Source organism: Pseudonocardia sp. MH-G8, from assembly GCF_002262885.1.
Lineage (GTDB): Bacteria > Actinomycetota > Actinomycetes > Mycobacteriales > Pseudonocardiaceae > Pseudonocardia.
In genome coordinates this window covers 379,552-393,029 of sequence record NZ_NKYF01000003.1, presented here as the reverse complement: position 1 = coordinate 393,029, position 13,478 = coordinate 379,552, and the positions used below count along the sequence as shown (strand labels likewise).

Sequence of the window (13,478 nt, the reverse complement as noted above, 5' to 3'; positions counted from 1 at the left end):
TCAGACCTCCATCGGGGAGACGTCTGCGAGCGGGGGGTGCCCGCGGTCCTTGTCCGAGCGGATCGCCGAGTCCTCGCCGATCGGCCAGTCGATGCCCAAGCCGGGGTCGTAGGCCTGGATCAGCGTGTAGCGGGCGTCGGGGGACCAGTGCTCGTTCACCAGGTACGAGTAGACGACGTCCGGGGTGAGGGTCTGGTAGGAGTTGCCGCACCCGCGGGGCACGTACAGCGCGTTGCCCGGGTGCAGCTCGACCGTCTCCACCCGCCCGAACGACTCCCCGGCGCGCAGGTCGACGATCGCGGCGAACGCCCGCCCGTGGGCCAGCGAGATGAACTTGTCCCACGGCTCCGCGTGGATGCCGCGGGTGACACCCACCTCGGCGTTGAACGAGACGTTGCTCTGCACGATCTCGAACGGCGGGAAGCCCTGCGCCTCGAGCTTCGCGCGCTGGAAGCTCTCCTTGAACCAGCCGCGCCCGTCCTCGTGGACGACGAGGTCGACGTGCAGGAGCCCCGGGATGGAGGTCCGGTGCACCTGGAGCGTGTCGGCGGTCATGCCGGAGTCTCCCGGGGGAGCGTGCGCACCCAGTCGAGGGTGGCGCGCAGCCCCGTGGTCAGGTCGGTGGGGGTGGACAGGCCGAGCTCGGTGCGGGCGCGGGAGACGTCGAGGCAACTGCGCAGCACCTCGCCGGGGCGGGAGGGCCGGAGCTCCGGGGCGAAGGCCGCCGGGTCCACGCCCGCGGCGGCCGCGACGGCCTCTGCGAGGGCGAGCACGTCGACCTCGGTGCCGGTGCCGACGTTGTAGACCTCGTGCGGCAGGTCGGCGGCCGCGGCGGCGGCCCGGTTGGCCGCGACGATGTCGCCGACGAACACGTAGTCGCGGGTCTGCCGGCCGTCCCCGAACACGGTGGGCCGGCCGCCCTCCAGCACCTTGTCGCAGAAGATCGCGATCACGCCTGCGTCGCCGCGCGGGTCCTGGCGCGGGCCGTAGACGTTGCCGTAGCGCAGGGTCACGACGTCGAGCCCCTGGTTGCGCCGGAACCAGCTGCCGTAGCGCTCCACGGTGCGCTTGCCCAGCCCGTAGGGCGACAGCGGGTCGGTGGCCACGGTCTCCGGCGTCGGCACGACGTCGGTCTCGCCGTAGATCGCCCCGCCGGTGGAGGTGTTCACCACGCGCCGCACGCCCGCCGCCAGCGCCGCGGAGAAGACGTTCACCGAGCCGAGCACGTTGATCGCGGTGTCCGTGCCCGGGTCGGCCATCGACTTGCGCACGTCGATCTGCGCGGCCAGGTGGAACAGCAGGTCGGGCGCGAACCCGGTGACGGCGCGGTGCACGCCCGCCGCGTCCCGGACGTCGACTTCCACGAGCTCGGCCGCCGCGGAGCCGGCGAGGTTCGCGGCGGCGCCGTGGCTGAGGTCGTCCAGCACGAGGACGTCGACACCGTCGGCGACCAGGGAATCCACGAGATGGGACCCGATGAAGCCGGCCCCACCGGTCACGACGGCACGCACGGCGGGATCGTAGCTGCCGGCACCGCCGTCGATCAGCGTGCGGTGTGCGCGTGTCGAGCTCAGCTACACGCTCAGGTAGTGGTTCCACACCCTCGCGCGCGATCACGGACGAAACGCGCCCCTCGGCCCGACCGCGTACGGTTGGGGCGTCGGCAGGCTGGTGGGAGCTTCACGATGGTCGACGTGACCGCCGCCCCGATCGGGCGGCGCCTGCGTGAGATCAGGCTGTGGCGCGGCCTGTCGCTGCGTGCGGTCGCCGAGCTCGCAGGATTCTCCGCGTCCTACCTGTCCCTGATCGAGCGCGGCCAACGTCCGGTGGACAAGCGGTCCACTCTGGAATCGCTCGCCGCTGCCCTGCGCGTCGCACCGAGCGAGCTGGGCTCGTCGTTCCCGCCCGCAGGCCGGGCCGACGGGCTCATTGCCGCCCGCACGTTCCTCACCCGCATCGAGGAAGCCCTCAGCGATATCGAGGTCGGCGAGGGTGAGGCGACCGAGCCGTGGACCGGTATCCGCACACGCCTTGACGAGATGGCCGCCGCCCGCTTCCGGAACGACTACACCCGTCAGGCGGAGCTGCTCCCGGGACTCATCGCCGACCTCAACGGGTGCGTGGGCGGCGGCCGGCGACGGGACGCCCTGCAGGCGCTCTGCGGCGTCTACCAGCGGGCTGCTGTCACCGCGAAAACCCTCGGAGTCCGCGGGCTTCCTGCCTTCGCCGCCCTTCGGGCCCGTCAAGCCGCCGACCAGCTGGACGACCCGGCATGGCACGGATTCGCCGCGATGGTCACGGCGTCCACCAGCGGTCGTGCCCGTGCCATCGCACTCGCCGACCGGAGCATCGACGCGCTGGCCGGCCGTCTGGACGACGTGCGTTGCCGGGAGATGGCCGGAGCCCTGCACCTCGGAGCCGCCCTCTCGGAGGCCACCATGGGTCGACCAGACCGGGCGGCCGAGCGGCTCGATGAGGCCGAGCGCCTCGCCACCGGGATCGCCGACGGCCACGGGTTCGCCGGGATGCTCTTCGGCCCGACGAACGTCCGCGTGTGGCGGTTGTCCGTGGCGGTGGAGTCGGGAGAAGGCGGTCGGGTCCGCGAGCTCGCGGCGGGCTGGGACGTCCGAACCATTCCCGTCCCGGGTCGGCACGCGGACTACTGGTCCGAGATCGGCCGGGGCCTGGCGGCCTCGACGGCCACCCACGAGGAGGCGGTCGCCGCGCTCCTGCGGGCCGAGAAGCTTGCTCCGCAGCGGATTCGTGCGCATCCCCTGATCCGCGAGACGGTCGCCGACCTGCACCGTCGCTCGCGGGGCAGGGCGCTCGACCGGGATCTGCGCGGCCTGGCCTGGCGGATGGGCGTCGGCGCATAGCCCGTCAACTGGGTGTCAACGACTCGCGGTGACCGCGCCATAACTTCCCGCAACGTGTCCGCAGCCCTGATCCAGGCTCTCGCCCAGGCCTTCGCCCAGCAACCAGGGATGGCCGTCCGGCTCCTCTCCCGGCACGTCGACGACGGCTCCGGCCGATGCAGCGTGTGCTTCACCGGCGCCCATGCCGTCCGGCAGCGCTGGCCGTGCCAGATCCATTGGTACGCGATCCAGGCACAGGCGCTCGCCGAAGAATCGCGCTTGAGATCGACGTGAGCGCTCTGCGCGGGTTCGGAAAGGGCGCTCGTGCGCTGCGGCCGGGCAGGTCAGACGACCTACGCGTGCCCGCTGAGGTAGCGGTCCAGGGCCTCGCGGGCGATCTCGGATGCCGGGCGCCCCTCGGCGCGGGCGACCTCGTCGAGGCGGCGGCGGGTCTGCTCCGGAACCCGGAACGAGACGTGCGGGGACGGTTCGCCGGTTGCTCCCTCCGATAGCGAGGGGCGGCCGCGCCGACTGCGCACGTCGGCGACGGCACGCTCGACGTAATCGGTGTCGAGTCGCCGGCCCCGGCTGTCCCGCACGTCCTCGCGGTCGAGATCGACCTCCTGGTCGAGGATCTCGGGGACCTCACGCTCCTCGGGATCGCGGCTCATCGGTTCCTCCTCAACGCGGTGGGCATGACGTGGATGACCAGCCATATGTCCGGCAGTTCCACGGCGATGATCTCCAGTTCGATGCCACGGTCGTCGGGCCCGATCCACTCCACCCGAGGATCGAGGTCTTCGGTCGCTGGATAGCGGGTGTAAGGGATGGTCCTGATGACGTGCTCGGCGTGCGCGCGACCGATCCGGTGCTTGCGGGCGGAGCGAGTGAACCGGATCGGCAGCACCGGGCAATTGTGTCACACAATATTTGGCAGCGTCCCGGCGCGCGTCTCGCGGGCCTGGTGCCCCTCGACGTTCCTCATCACCCCACTGCCACACCGATCGTGGTGCCGGCACACCGACTGCAGTCGGTGCGTGAGCGCAGGAGTCGGTGTGCGGTGCTGGTGACCCCGTCCGTGCTGCTCCATGTGGGGGCGGCATCGCGAGCGGCGTCCGCGACAGTCACACTGGCAACCGTGACGGAACCAGAAGGGCGACCCGGCACCGATGCCCCGGACTACGCCGAACGCCTGAAGACCCTGGAGCAGGCCCGGTGGAAGCAGTGGCTGGACGTGCAGGCGCCGTACCGCTGGAACATCCGTCGTCTCCACCTGGGCCGCACGCTCGACATCGGGTGCGGGCTGGGGCGCAACCTCGCCCACCTCGGCGGGGACGGCGTCGGGGTCGACCACAACGCGTCCTCCGTGGCGATGGCCCGGGAACGCGGGCTGGAGGCGTACACGAGCGCCGAGTTCCTCCAGGGAGCGCAGGCCCGTGAGGGTTCCTTCGACAGCCTGCTGGCCGCGCACGTCGTCGAACACATGACGGAGGAGGACGCGGTCGGGCTGCTGCGCACCTACCTGCCGTTCGTGCGCAAGGGCGGCAAGGCCGTGCTGATCACGCCGCAGGAGAAGGGCTACACCACCGACGCCACGCACGTCCGCTTCTGCGGGTTCGCCGAGGTCGCGGCCCTGTGCGAGACCGTGGGGCTGACGGTGGCGCGGCAGTACTCCTTCCCGTTCCCGCGGCCAGTGGGCCGGGTCTTCCCGTACAACGAGTTCGTCACCCTCGCCCGGAACTGAGCGGCATCGGCGCGGGCTCTACCGTGGGCACGTGAACCCCGCAGGCCGTCTCGGCACCGCGGCGCACCTCGCCGCGGGGCTCGGGGTGCTCGGTGCGGCCGGCTACGCGTTCGTCGCGGTCGTCGGGCACGTGTTCGAGGGCCCGGTCGATGCGGGTGCGCTCAACGCGCTCGTGTCGCTGTACATGCTCGTGAACATCATCGGTCCCGGGATCTTCGCGGCGCTGGAGCAGGAGACGAGCCGCGCCGTCAGCGCCGCCGCCGCCCGCGGGGAGCCGCTGCGACCGATCGCCCGCCGCGCCGGGGTGCTCGCGCTCTGGTCGTTCGGCGCGCTCGTCGCCATCGTCCTCGTGGCGTGGCCGCTGGTGCTGGGCCGGGTGCTCGAATGGCGGACGGGTCTGCTGGCGGCGCTGCTCGTCGCCATCGCCGGATCGGGCGCGGTGTACTGGGCGCGCGGGCTGCTCGGTGGGCAGCAGCGGTTCGCGCCCTACGCGCGCACGCTCTACGTCGAAGGTGCGGTGCGGCTGCTGCCGTGCCTGGTGCTGCTGGCGCTCGCGCTGGAGTGGCCGTCCGCGTACGGGTTCGCCTTCGCGGTGGGGTCGGCGATCGCGGCCTTGAGCGTGGTGGCCACGCTGCGGCTCCCGATGCCCGCAGAAGCGGCGAGCCCTCCCGAGGGCATGGGCCGGTCGCTGCTCTACCTGGTGGGGGCCATCGCGCTCAGCCAGTTGCTGGCCAACCTCGCCCCGGTCGTCGTGACCTACCGCTCGCCCGACGACCTGGTGTCCGCCGCCGTCTTCGCGTCCACGTTCGTGCTGGCACGGGTGCCGCTGTTCCTGTTCGCCCCGGTGCAGGCGGTGTTGTTGCCCCACGTCACGCGGGCCGCCACGCAGGGCCGGTACGGGGAGCTGACGCGCCGGCTCTGGCAGGCGCTCGCGCTGGTGGCCGGGCTGGGGCTGCTCGGCGTGGCCGGGTGCGTCTGGCTCGGGCCGTGGGCGGCCGATTTCCTGTTCAACACCGCACACCGCCCGTCCGTGGCGACGCTCGCCATGCTCGGGACGGCCACGCTGGTGATGATGCTCGCGCTGGTGGTGCAGCCCACGCTGCTCGCGCTGGGCCGGCAGCGCACGGTCACGACCGGGTGGATCGTGGGTGCGGTCGTGTTCCTGGTGGTACTGGTGGGGGGACCGGAGGCGATCCAGGCCGCGCTGCTCGCGCAGCTCGTCGGGCCACTGGTGGTGCTCGCGGTGCTCCTCGTCGGGGTCCTGCGGGCGCTGCGCGCGGTGCGGGCGGGTGTGGGTGCGTCCCCCGCGGCCGGCCGCCGGTAGGTTGACGCGGCCATGCCCGGATCACCTGAAGCACGCGACGAGGAGGAGGACGGTGTGACCACCGCCCACGGCCGACGCAACGACGACGTCTGGGTCGTGATCCCCGTCTTCAACGAGGCGCCGGTGCTGGAGTCGGTGATCCGGCAGGTCCTCGAGGTCTTCCCGAACGTCGTGTGCGTCGACGACGGCAGCGGCGACGGCTCCGCGGAGGTCGTGCTGCGCACCGGCGCGCACCTCGTGCGGCACCCGGTGAACCTCGGCCAGGGCGCCGCGCTCCAGACCGGCCTGTCCTACGCCCGGGTGCAGCCGGGAGCCCAGTACTTCGTCACCTACGACGCCGACGGGCAGCACCGGCTCGAGGATGCCGCCGCGATGCTCGAGGTGGCCCGCTCCGGGCAGGCCGACGTGGTGCTCGGCACCAGGTTCGCCGACCACGCCGCCTCGGTGCCGCTGCTCAAGCGCGTCGTGCTGCGCGTGGCGGTGCTGCTCAGCCCCGCGGGGCGCAAGCTGCGGCTCACCGACGCGCACAACGGCCTGCGCGTGCTCACCCGGCCCGTGGCCGACCAGCTGCAGATCAGCATGAACGGCATGGCGCACGCCTCGGAGATCGTGTCCTACCTCGGTCGTTCCCGGTGGCGGGTCCGCGAGATCCCGGTGTCGATCCGATACACCGAGTACTCCCGCAGCAAGGGCCAGTCGCTGCTGAACGGCGTCAACATCCTCTTCGACCTGTCCGTCCGCCACAGGGGAGGCTGACCCGCCGTGCTCATCCAGTTCATCCTCGTCATCGCGGTCCTGGTCATCCTCTACGTCTTCGTCCGCAGCTCCAACGCGGTGTACGTGCAGGCCAGCAAGCGGATCGGGCTCGTCCTGTTCGCGCTGGCGAACGTGTACGCGGTGATGCGGCCGAACGACCTCTCGGTGATCGCGCACTTCCTCGGCGTCGGCCGGGGCACCGACCTCGTGCTCTACGCGCTGGTCGTGGCGTTCATGGCCGGCATGTTCAGCATGTACCAGCGCTTCCGCGTGGTCGACCGCCGCTACACCGAGCTGGCGCGCACCGTCGCCATCCGGGAGGCGGAGCTGATCAACCGCGAGCGCGGCCTGCACTCGGCCCAGGTGGTCAGCGTCGCCACCGGGGACGGCGAACGCGCCCCCGTGGCGTCCGAGGACGGCGCGCGGTGACGGCCGGCGGCGTCGCTCCGGATGTCACGGTCGACATCATGCTGCCCCACTACGGGCGGCTGGACCTCGTGCAGGAGACCGTGCGCAGCGTGCTCGCGCAGGACGATCCGCAGTGGCGGCTCACGGTCGTCGACGACTCCGGCGAGCTCGCCGACGACGCTTTGGCGAAGTGGTGCGACGAGCTCGGCGACGAGCGGGTGCGCTACCACCGCAACCCCCGCAACCTGGGCATCAACCGCAACTTCCAGCAGTGCGTCGACCTGGTGGAACACGACCTCGCCGTGATCATCGGCAACGACGACCTGATGCTGCCGGGTTACGTCGGCGCCGTCCGGCGGGCCCACGCGGCGCACCCGGAGATCGCGATCGTCCAGCCCGGCGTCGAGGTGGTCGATTCCCACGGGATGCCGGCCCGCACGCTGGTGGACCTGAGCAAGCGCTGGGTCTACGCACCGCGGGTCTCGGAGCCCACCGTGCTCGCGGGCGAGGAGCTCGCGGTGAGCCTGCTGCGCGGCAACTGGCTGTACTTCCCCTCGATCTGCTGGCGATCCGGCCCGCTGCGCCGCGCCGGCTTCCGCGAGGGCGTCGACGTGGTGCAGGACCTCGCGCTCGTGCTCGACCTCGTCCTCGACGGCGAGTCGCTGCTCGTGCAGCCCGAGGTCTGCTTCCGCTACCGGCGCCACGGGGCATCGGTGTCGTCGGCCCATGCCGCCGACGGCAGGCGCTTCTCCGAGGAACGGGCGTTCTTCGTCGAGACGGCCGACCGGATGGCGGTGCGGGGCTGGCCCCGGGCGGCGCGTACGGCCCGGCGGCACCTTTCGTCGCGCATCAACGCGTTGACGCGGCTGCCCGCCGCCGCCCGCCGGGGCGGCGGCGGACTGCGCACGCTGGCCCGGCACGCCTTCGGCGCGTGACCCGGGCCGTGGCGCGTCCTGCCGCGGGCGCCACCGACGGACCAGCGGCGCCGCTGCGGTCGCCCGGTGCGCTCGTCGCCGTGGCGGTGCCCACGGCGGCCGTCGGCGTCCACGCTCTGCTCTACGGCCGCTGGATCGTGGACGACGCGGCCATCACCTTCGCCTACGCGCGCTCGATCGCCACCGGCGAGGGCCCGGTCCTGCAGCCCGGCGCCGACCCGGTCGAGGCCTACTCGAACCCGGCGTGGCTCGCGCTGCTCGTACTCGGCCGCCTGCTCGGCCTGTTCGACCGCGGTAGCTGGTTCGGGGTGCCCGACTACGTCGCCTTCCCGAAGCTGCTGGCGCTCGTGCTGGTCGCCGGCGTGTTCGCCTCCTGCTACGCGGCCGCCTCGGCGCTGACCCGCCGTCCGGCAGCGGTGACGATCGCGGCCGGCCTGGTCACGGCGGCGGTGCCGTCGTTCGTGATCTGGACGGTGTCGGGCCTGGAGAACGCGCTGCTGGCGTGCGCGGTGACCGGTCTCGCCGCGGTGCTCGTGCGTGCGGTCGTCGAGGACCGGCTGTACGCGCCACGGACGGCGCTGTGGTGCGGGCTGCTCGCCGCGCTGGCCGCGCTGACGCGCCCGGACGGTCTCGTGTACGTGGCGGCCCTCCCGCTCGTGGTGCTCCTGCTGCTGCGCCGTGCCGACCTCACCCGGGCCGCGCGGGCGGTCGCGCTGAGCGTGCTCGTGTTCGCGGTGCCCGTCGGGGCGTACCTGGCGTGGCGGCTGGCGACGTTCGGCGAGTACCTGCCCAACACCGCGATCGCCAAGTCGCAGGGCCTGCCGGGAGTGGCTGCCGCGATGCGGCCCGTCGAGCTCGTGTCCTACGTCGGGTGGCCCGCGGCAATGCTCGCGGTGGCCGCCGTCGGCGCCGTGGTGGCACGGCAGGGGCACCGGGCGTTCGTGGCGCTGCTCGTGCCGCTCGCGCTCGCGGTGGTGGCGTTCGGCGTGCTGGAGCCGGACTGGATGGAGCAGTTGCGGTTCGCCACACCCGTCTGGCCGTTGGGCGGGCTCGCGGGCGTCGCGGCGGCGGCACTGGTCGCACCGCACCTGGCTGCGCGCGGGCGGGTGGTTGCGGCGGTGCTCGCGGTGGGCGCCGCTCTCGTCTCCGGCCTGGCGCTCGCCGATTCCGCCCAGGCGTTCCGCGCGGCCCCGACCGCGCCGCTGTGCCTGGTCGCGCAGAACACCGGCCACGCCATCAACTCCTACGCCGACGTCGTCGACGTCCCCGATGCCACCCTTGTGGCGCCGGACATCGGCGGCGCAGCGCTGGTGAGCGACCTGCGGGTCGTCGACATGGCGGGCCTGGCCGATCGGCGGATCGCCGGCTACTGGGCGGCGCAGGACATGGCCGGGCTGCGGGACCACCTGCTCGACGAGGTGCGCCCGACCTTCCTCACGACGAACCCCGACTGGTCGCGCCTGACCGGCCTCACCGCGGACCCGCGGGTGGCCGCCGACTACGTGGAGATCACCACCAGCGCGGCCGAGGTCACCGACCACGTGCGCCGCGACGCGCTCGGGCCCGGCGATCTCGAGGCGCTGCGCACCCGTGCCGCCGCGGCCGCCGTCGCCGACGAGCGCGCCCGGCGCTCACCGCGTGCATCCTGTGGGGAGGTCCTCCGGCCCGGGTGACGACCGCCGTCGGCCGGATCCATGAGCGCGGTGGCCACGGGGTTCACCGGCGGCTGGCCGCGATCACCCCGCCCACGCCTCTCTTCTCCGGTGACCCACCCCATCTACGGTGACGCGACGCGAGTGCCGGGTCCACGCGCTAGCGAGCCGGCGGCCAGGCACCGCTGAGCAGCGAGCCGGGGTCCGGTGCGCAGGAGCCGTCGGTGTAGTCCGGGCAGCTCCCGTCGGGCTGCCGCACGTGCTGCGCGACGTGGGCGAGCAGGCCGACCGAGCCGTCGTTGCGCGGCAGGTAGCGGTCGGCGATCGACGAGCCCATCGACAGTGCGAGCAGCAGCGCGGCGCACAGCGCGCCGATCGTGGCGGCGGCCGGGCGCGGCCCGCTGCCGTTGCCCGCCACGGCCCGCGCGCGCCACGCCTCCTGCACCCGCCGCCCGCCGTACAGCGCCGCGAACACCGCCAGCAGCAGCAGGCAGAACAGGATCTGCGCGGTCGTGCGGGGGTAGAGCTGCACCGTCTGCGTGGCGTACATCTGCGAGGCGATCCAGAACCGCATCAGCCACGCCCCCGCCATCAGCGCGCAGAGCGCGAGCACCGCGGTGCGCCGGCCCGCGACGGCCACGGCCAGCCCGAGCCCGACCACCAGCAGCACGGTGAACAGGCCCACGCCGGCCAGCTCACCCGGCGGCGGCCACGGTCCGACGTCGCCGGGCAGGTCGTTGCGCCACATCGCGATGTAGGCGGGCTCGACGGCGGTGTCGAAGTAGAAGTAGCGGTCCTGCACCGTGCCGGCGGCGCGCAGCAGCCCGAACAGGTGCGGCCACGCGACGGCGACGAGGCCTGCGGCGGCCAGCCCGAGCAGCGCGAGGCCGCGCAGCGGCGCGGCCCGCCACGGGAACACGACCAGCACGGCCACGAGCGCTCCGGGCGCCGACCAGAGGAACCAGCCGGAGTAGAGGCAGAACAGCACACCGAGGCCGACGCCCGTCGCGGCGCCGGCCAGCGCCACCCGCGTCCAGCTCAGCGCCCCCGCGCGGCGCAGCACCCGCAGGAACGCGATCAGCACCGGGACCAGCGCGACCAGCACGACGGTGGTGTAGGGCTTGTACGGCTCGAGCAGCGGCATCGCCGCCACGAGGGTGGCGGCCAGCGCCCACACCGGGGCCAGCACGAGCCGCCAGGACAGGTATGCCAAGGGCCCGAACAGCGCCGTGCTCACCACCTGGGTGGTGCGCAGCGCGCCCGCCGTGGAATCACCCGTGAGCTCGGCCCACCGCGCGATCACGTGCAGCACGGCGGGTGGGTAGTCGGGCGGGACGCCACGGCCGGCGAGGATGTCGTCGGCCCAGCGGATCAGCTGGCCCGAATCGCCCCAGTTGGCGAACAGCGGCCAGTCCGTGCCCCGCAGCGCGAGCAGCACACCGCCCGCCACCAGCCCGGTGGCGAGCCCGGCCACGGCCGCGCACGCGAGCCGGCTCACCACCGCCCACACCGCCGGGTGCCTGCTCGCCGCCACGGCGGCCAGTACGACCACCAGGCCCAGCACGACGAACCGCAGGTCGAGCGCGGCGAGGCCGCTGACCTGCCCGACGCGGTCCAGCGGGTCGACGACCACCGAGCGGCTCAGCTGCACGGAGCCGGCCGCGGCGCCCACCGCGGCCACCGCCTCGCCTGCGCCCACCGCTGCACGGAAAGGCCATCGGGACGCGCCGGGCGGCACGGGCGTCAGCCCTGCCGCGCTCGTCCCCGTCACCGTGTGCCCCGACACCGGCGCAACGCTAGCTTGCACCGCGGCTACGGCCCGGCCGGCACATCGGGCCTGATCCGGTAGACCACCGCGTCCCGGTTGCGGTAGACGAGCTGCAGCCAGTCGGCGTTCTCCAGCCCGATGAACCCGGGGGCGCGCCGCCAGTCCGACCGCACGTACCCGCGGCCCAGCATCACGTAGTGGATGCCGAGCTCGTCCACCGCGGCGCGCACCTCGCGCTCGTCCGGGTAGCGGTTGAACCGCGCGTTCAGCAGGTGGATGCTGTCGTCGATCTGCGAGGCGTTGTAGTGCCCGGCGATGGGCAGCACACCGGCGATCGCGTACATCCACGCCGAGCCGTCACCGCGGTCGTTGAGCACCCGCTCGCCCGGCGGCACCACCTTCGCGAGCTCGTGCATCGCGTCGACCTCGAGCGAGGACACGACGGGTCCGTCGGGCGCGGCGAGCTGCATCCGGCCGACGTTGCGCGCCAGGTAGAGCTCGTTGCTGGCCACGAAGAACAGGGCGAACACGAGTGCGGTCGCCACGATCGACGCGGCCTGCCGGGCCGGTTCGGGAGGGCCCGCGCCGACCTTCTCGGCGAGTGCCCTGATCCCCGTGGCCGCACCCCGCTGGAGCTCGGCGAGCCCGTGGCCCGCCAGTACCCCGATCGGGACGACGCACAGGCCGACCAGGCGCCACTCGTCGTTCCACCAGGGCCGGGTCAGGGCGGTGACCCACAAGGCGTCCGAGGAGGCGACGGCCACGAACATGCCGGCGAACGCGGCGCCGGACGCCACCGTCCAGCGCAGGCCGCGCAGGTGGGCGAAGCGCGCGAGGCCCACGCCGACGGCGGCCACGAGCCACCACTGCGGGCGCAGGCCGTCGTGCGCCAGCGCCACCAGCTCGCCGACGGCCTCGGACTGGGTCATCTCGGCCGGCCAGTCGTAGGGCGGCTCACCCGAGGCGCTGCCCAGGGAACCGAGCAGCTGGGGCAGCGCGAGCACGGCCGCACCGGCTCCCGCCGCGAGCACGACGAGCGGCTCGCGACGCAGCAGCCGGGGGCAGGTCGCCCACCGCTGGACGACGGCGGGCATCGCGAACACGGCCGCGGTGAACAGGATGGCCGGGTTCAGGGCGATCATGCCGAGCAGCCCCGCCCCGAACAGCAGCCCGTTCATGAGCACACGGGGGAGCCGGCCGCGGGCGTCGAGCAGGTCGACGAGCAGCACGGCGGCCAGTGGCATCAGCACGGCGCCGGTGACGAACGGCAGCAGCGGCCCGCGCCAGAGCATGTCGTAGAAGAAGGTGATGGCGACGCTGCAGCCCGCCGCGGCGACGGCGAGCACGGCCCGGCCGCCGAACCGGTGTACCAGCGCGACGACGACGAGCGCGCCCATGCCGGGCAGCAGCACCGTGTGCGCGTTGAGCACGGTGGGCACGTCGGCGCCGGTGATCCGCAGGACCAGCGCCGCCAGCAGGTGGTAGGCGTTGGGGTAGAAGACCTCGACGCCGTTCAGGAACCAGTTGACCTGCCCCATCCCGACGAGGCTGCTGTCGCCGGTCTCGGCGATCCACCGGATGCCGTTGGCGTGGAACACGGCGTCCCAGTCCTGCGGTATCGCGGACAGGTGGCCCAGGCCCGTCCAGATGACGGTGCCACCGAGCACGACGATCCCGGCGAGCGACACGGCCACCGCGACGTGGGCCCACCGGCTCCACAGCGACGCCGCGGCCGGTGGCGGCTCGCCGGCGCGGTACCGGATGGTGACGCGCGCGGCCACCGCCGCCGCGCAGAGCACGACGAGGAGCAGGCCCGCGCTCGTGGGCGACCAGTCGATGCCGATACCGGCGAACAGCGGCCCGAACAGCCCGACGACGGCGTAGGTGAGCAGGGGGGCGAACGCGGCGAGCGTCCAGCCGCGCATCCCGGCGAGTGCCGCGAGCACCAGGCCGGGGATCCACAGTGCGAGCACGTAGAGCGCCACCACGTGGCCGCCTGCACCCACCGCCCGAACCCCCGGATCGCTGCCGTCGCC

The 13,478-nt window shown here is 73.4% G+C and carries 14 protein-coding genes; 8 read left to right on the top strand and 6 right to left on the bottom strand.

Annotated elements, in window-relative coordinates; all coding sequences use genetic code 11:
- Complete coding sequence (locus CFP66_RS49120) at positions 1-555, bottom strand: dTDP-4-dehydrorhamnose 3,5-epimerase family protein (protein WP_233159324.1); 555 nt, start codon at positions 553-555, stop codon at positions 1-3.
- Complete coding sequence (locus CFP66_RS11290) at positions 552-1,511, bottom strand: NAD-dependent epimerase/dehydratase family protein (RefSeq protein WP_094922830.1); 960 nt, start codon at positions 1,509-1,511, stop codon at positions 552-554. The genes CFP66_RS49120 and CFP66_RS11290 overlap by 4 nt, the downstream gene beginning before the upstream one ends.
- 183 nt (positions 1,512-1,694) lie before the next feature.
- On the opposite strand from CFP66_RS11290, the gene CFP66_RS11285 reads away from it, so the two are divergent.
- Complete coding sequence (locus CFP66_RS11285; RefSeq protein ID WP_158228068.1) at positions 1,695-2,876, top strand: helix-turn-helix transcriptional regulator; 1,182 nt, start codon at positions 1,695-1,697, stop codon at positions 2,874-2,876.
- Positions 2,877-2,930: 54 nt separating this feature from the next.
- A complete protein-coding gene (locus tag CFP66_RS11280; RefSeq protein WP_094922826.1) occupies positions 2,931-3,149 on the top strand; it encodes a hypothetical protein in 219 nt (72 codons plus the stop codon).
- 59 nt (positions 3,150-3,208) lie between these two features.
- Here the strand turns inward: CFP66_RS11280 and CFP66_RS49115 are convergent, their stop codons facing one another.
- Positions 3,209-3,526 carry a ribbon-helix-helix protein, CopG family gene (locus CFP66_RS49115; RefSeq protein WP_158228067.1) on the bottom strand — a complete coding sequence of 106 codons (318 nt, stop codon included), beginning with the start codon at positions 3,524-3,526 and terminating at the stop codon, positions 3,209-3,211.
- A complete protein-coding gene (locus CFP66_RS49110) occupies positions 3,523-3,762 on the bottom strand; it encodes a hypothetical protein (protein WP_143517219.1) in 240 nt (79 codons plus the stop codon). Before CFP66_RS49110 ends, CFP66_RS49115 begins: the two co-directional genes overlap by 4 nt.
- A 231-nt stretch (positions 3,763-3,993) precedes the next feature.
- Here CFP66_RS49110 and CFP66_RS49105 point away from each other — a divergent pair, with 231 nt between their 5' ends.
- The 6 genes from CFP66_RS49105 to CFP66_RS11250 are packed head-to-tail and all read left to right on the top strand — an operon-like array spanning position 3,994 to position 9,695.
- The gene (locus tag CFP66_RS49105) at positions 3,994-4,599 is read left to right on the top strand and encodes a bifunctional 2-polyprenyl-6-hydroxyphenol methylase/3-demethylubiquinol 3-O-methyltransferase UbiG (protein WP_233159323.1); all 606 of its coding nucleotides are present in this window, start codon (positions 3,994-3,996) and stop codon (positions 4,597-4,599) included.
- A gap of 31 nt (positions 4,600-4,630) precedes the next feature.
- The gene (locus CFP66_RS11270; RefSeq protein WP_094922823.1) at positions 4,631-5,923 is read left to right on the top strand and encodes a hypothetical protein; all 1,293 of its coding nucleotides are present in this window, start codon (positions 4,631-4,633) and stop codon (positions 5,921-5,923) included.
- A gap of 54 nt (positions 5,924-5,977) precedes the next feature.
- Positions 5,978-6,679, top strand: a complete 702-nt coding sequence (locus CFP66_RS11265) for a glycosyltransferase family 2 protein (protein ID WP_233159321.1) — start codon at positions 5,978-5,980, stop codon at positions 6,677-6,679.
- A 6-nt stretch (positions 6,680-6,685) separates the two neighbouring features.
- A complete protein-coding gene (locus CFP66_RS11260; RefSeq protein WP_094922820.1) occupies positions 6,686-7,108 on the top strand; it encodes a DUF2304 domain-containing protein in 423 nt (140 codons plus the stop codon).
- Positions 7,105-8,022 (top strand): glycosyltransferase family 2 protein, encoded by a 918-nt coding sequence (locus CFP66_RS11255; RefSeq protein WP_233159320.1) that lies wholly within the window; start codon positions 7,105-7,107, stop codon positions 8,020-8,022. The genes CFP66_RS11260 and CFP66_RS11255 overlap by 4 nt, the downstream gene beginning before the upstream one ends.
- Complete coding sequence (locus CFP66_RS11250) at positions 8,019-9,695, top strand: hypothetical protein (protein ID WP_094922819.1); 1,677 nt, start codon at positions 8,019-8,021, stop codon at positions 9,693-9,695. The genes CFP66_RS11255 and CFP66_RS11250 overlap by 4 nt, the downstream gene beginning before the upstream one ends.
- Before the next feature lie 139 nt (positions 9,696-9,834).
- Here the strand turns inward: CFP66_RS11250 and CFP66_RS11245 are convergent, their stop codons facing one another.
- Positions 9,835-11,373, bottom strand: coding sequence for a hypothetical protein (locus CFP66_RS11245; protein ID WP_094922817.1), 1,539 nt, complete (start codon positions 11,371-11,373; stop codon positions 9,835-9,837).
- 113 nt (positions 11,374-11,486) lie between these two features.
- On the bottom strand, positions 11,487-13,448 hold the full coding sequence (locus CFP66_RS11240) for a DUF6541 family protein (protein ID WP_143517218.1): 1,962 nt from the start codon (positions 13,446-13,448) through the stop codon (positions 11,487-11,489).
- Between the last annotated feature and the right edge of the window lie 30 nt (positions 13,449-13,478).

Coding starts and splice junctions, on each gene's coding strand:
- CFP66_RS49115 (WP_158228067.1), bottom strand. CDS start 3,526: ATGAGCCGCGATCCCGAGGAGCGTGAGGTCCCCGAGATCCTCGACCAG.
- CFP66_RS49120 (WP_233159324.1), bottom strand. CDS start 555: ATGACCGCCGACACGCTCCAGGTGCACCGGACCTCCATCCCGGGGCTC.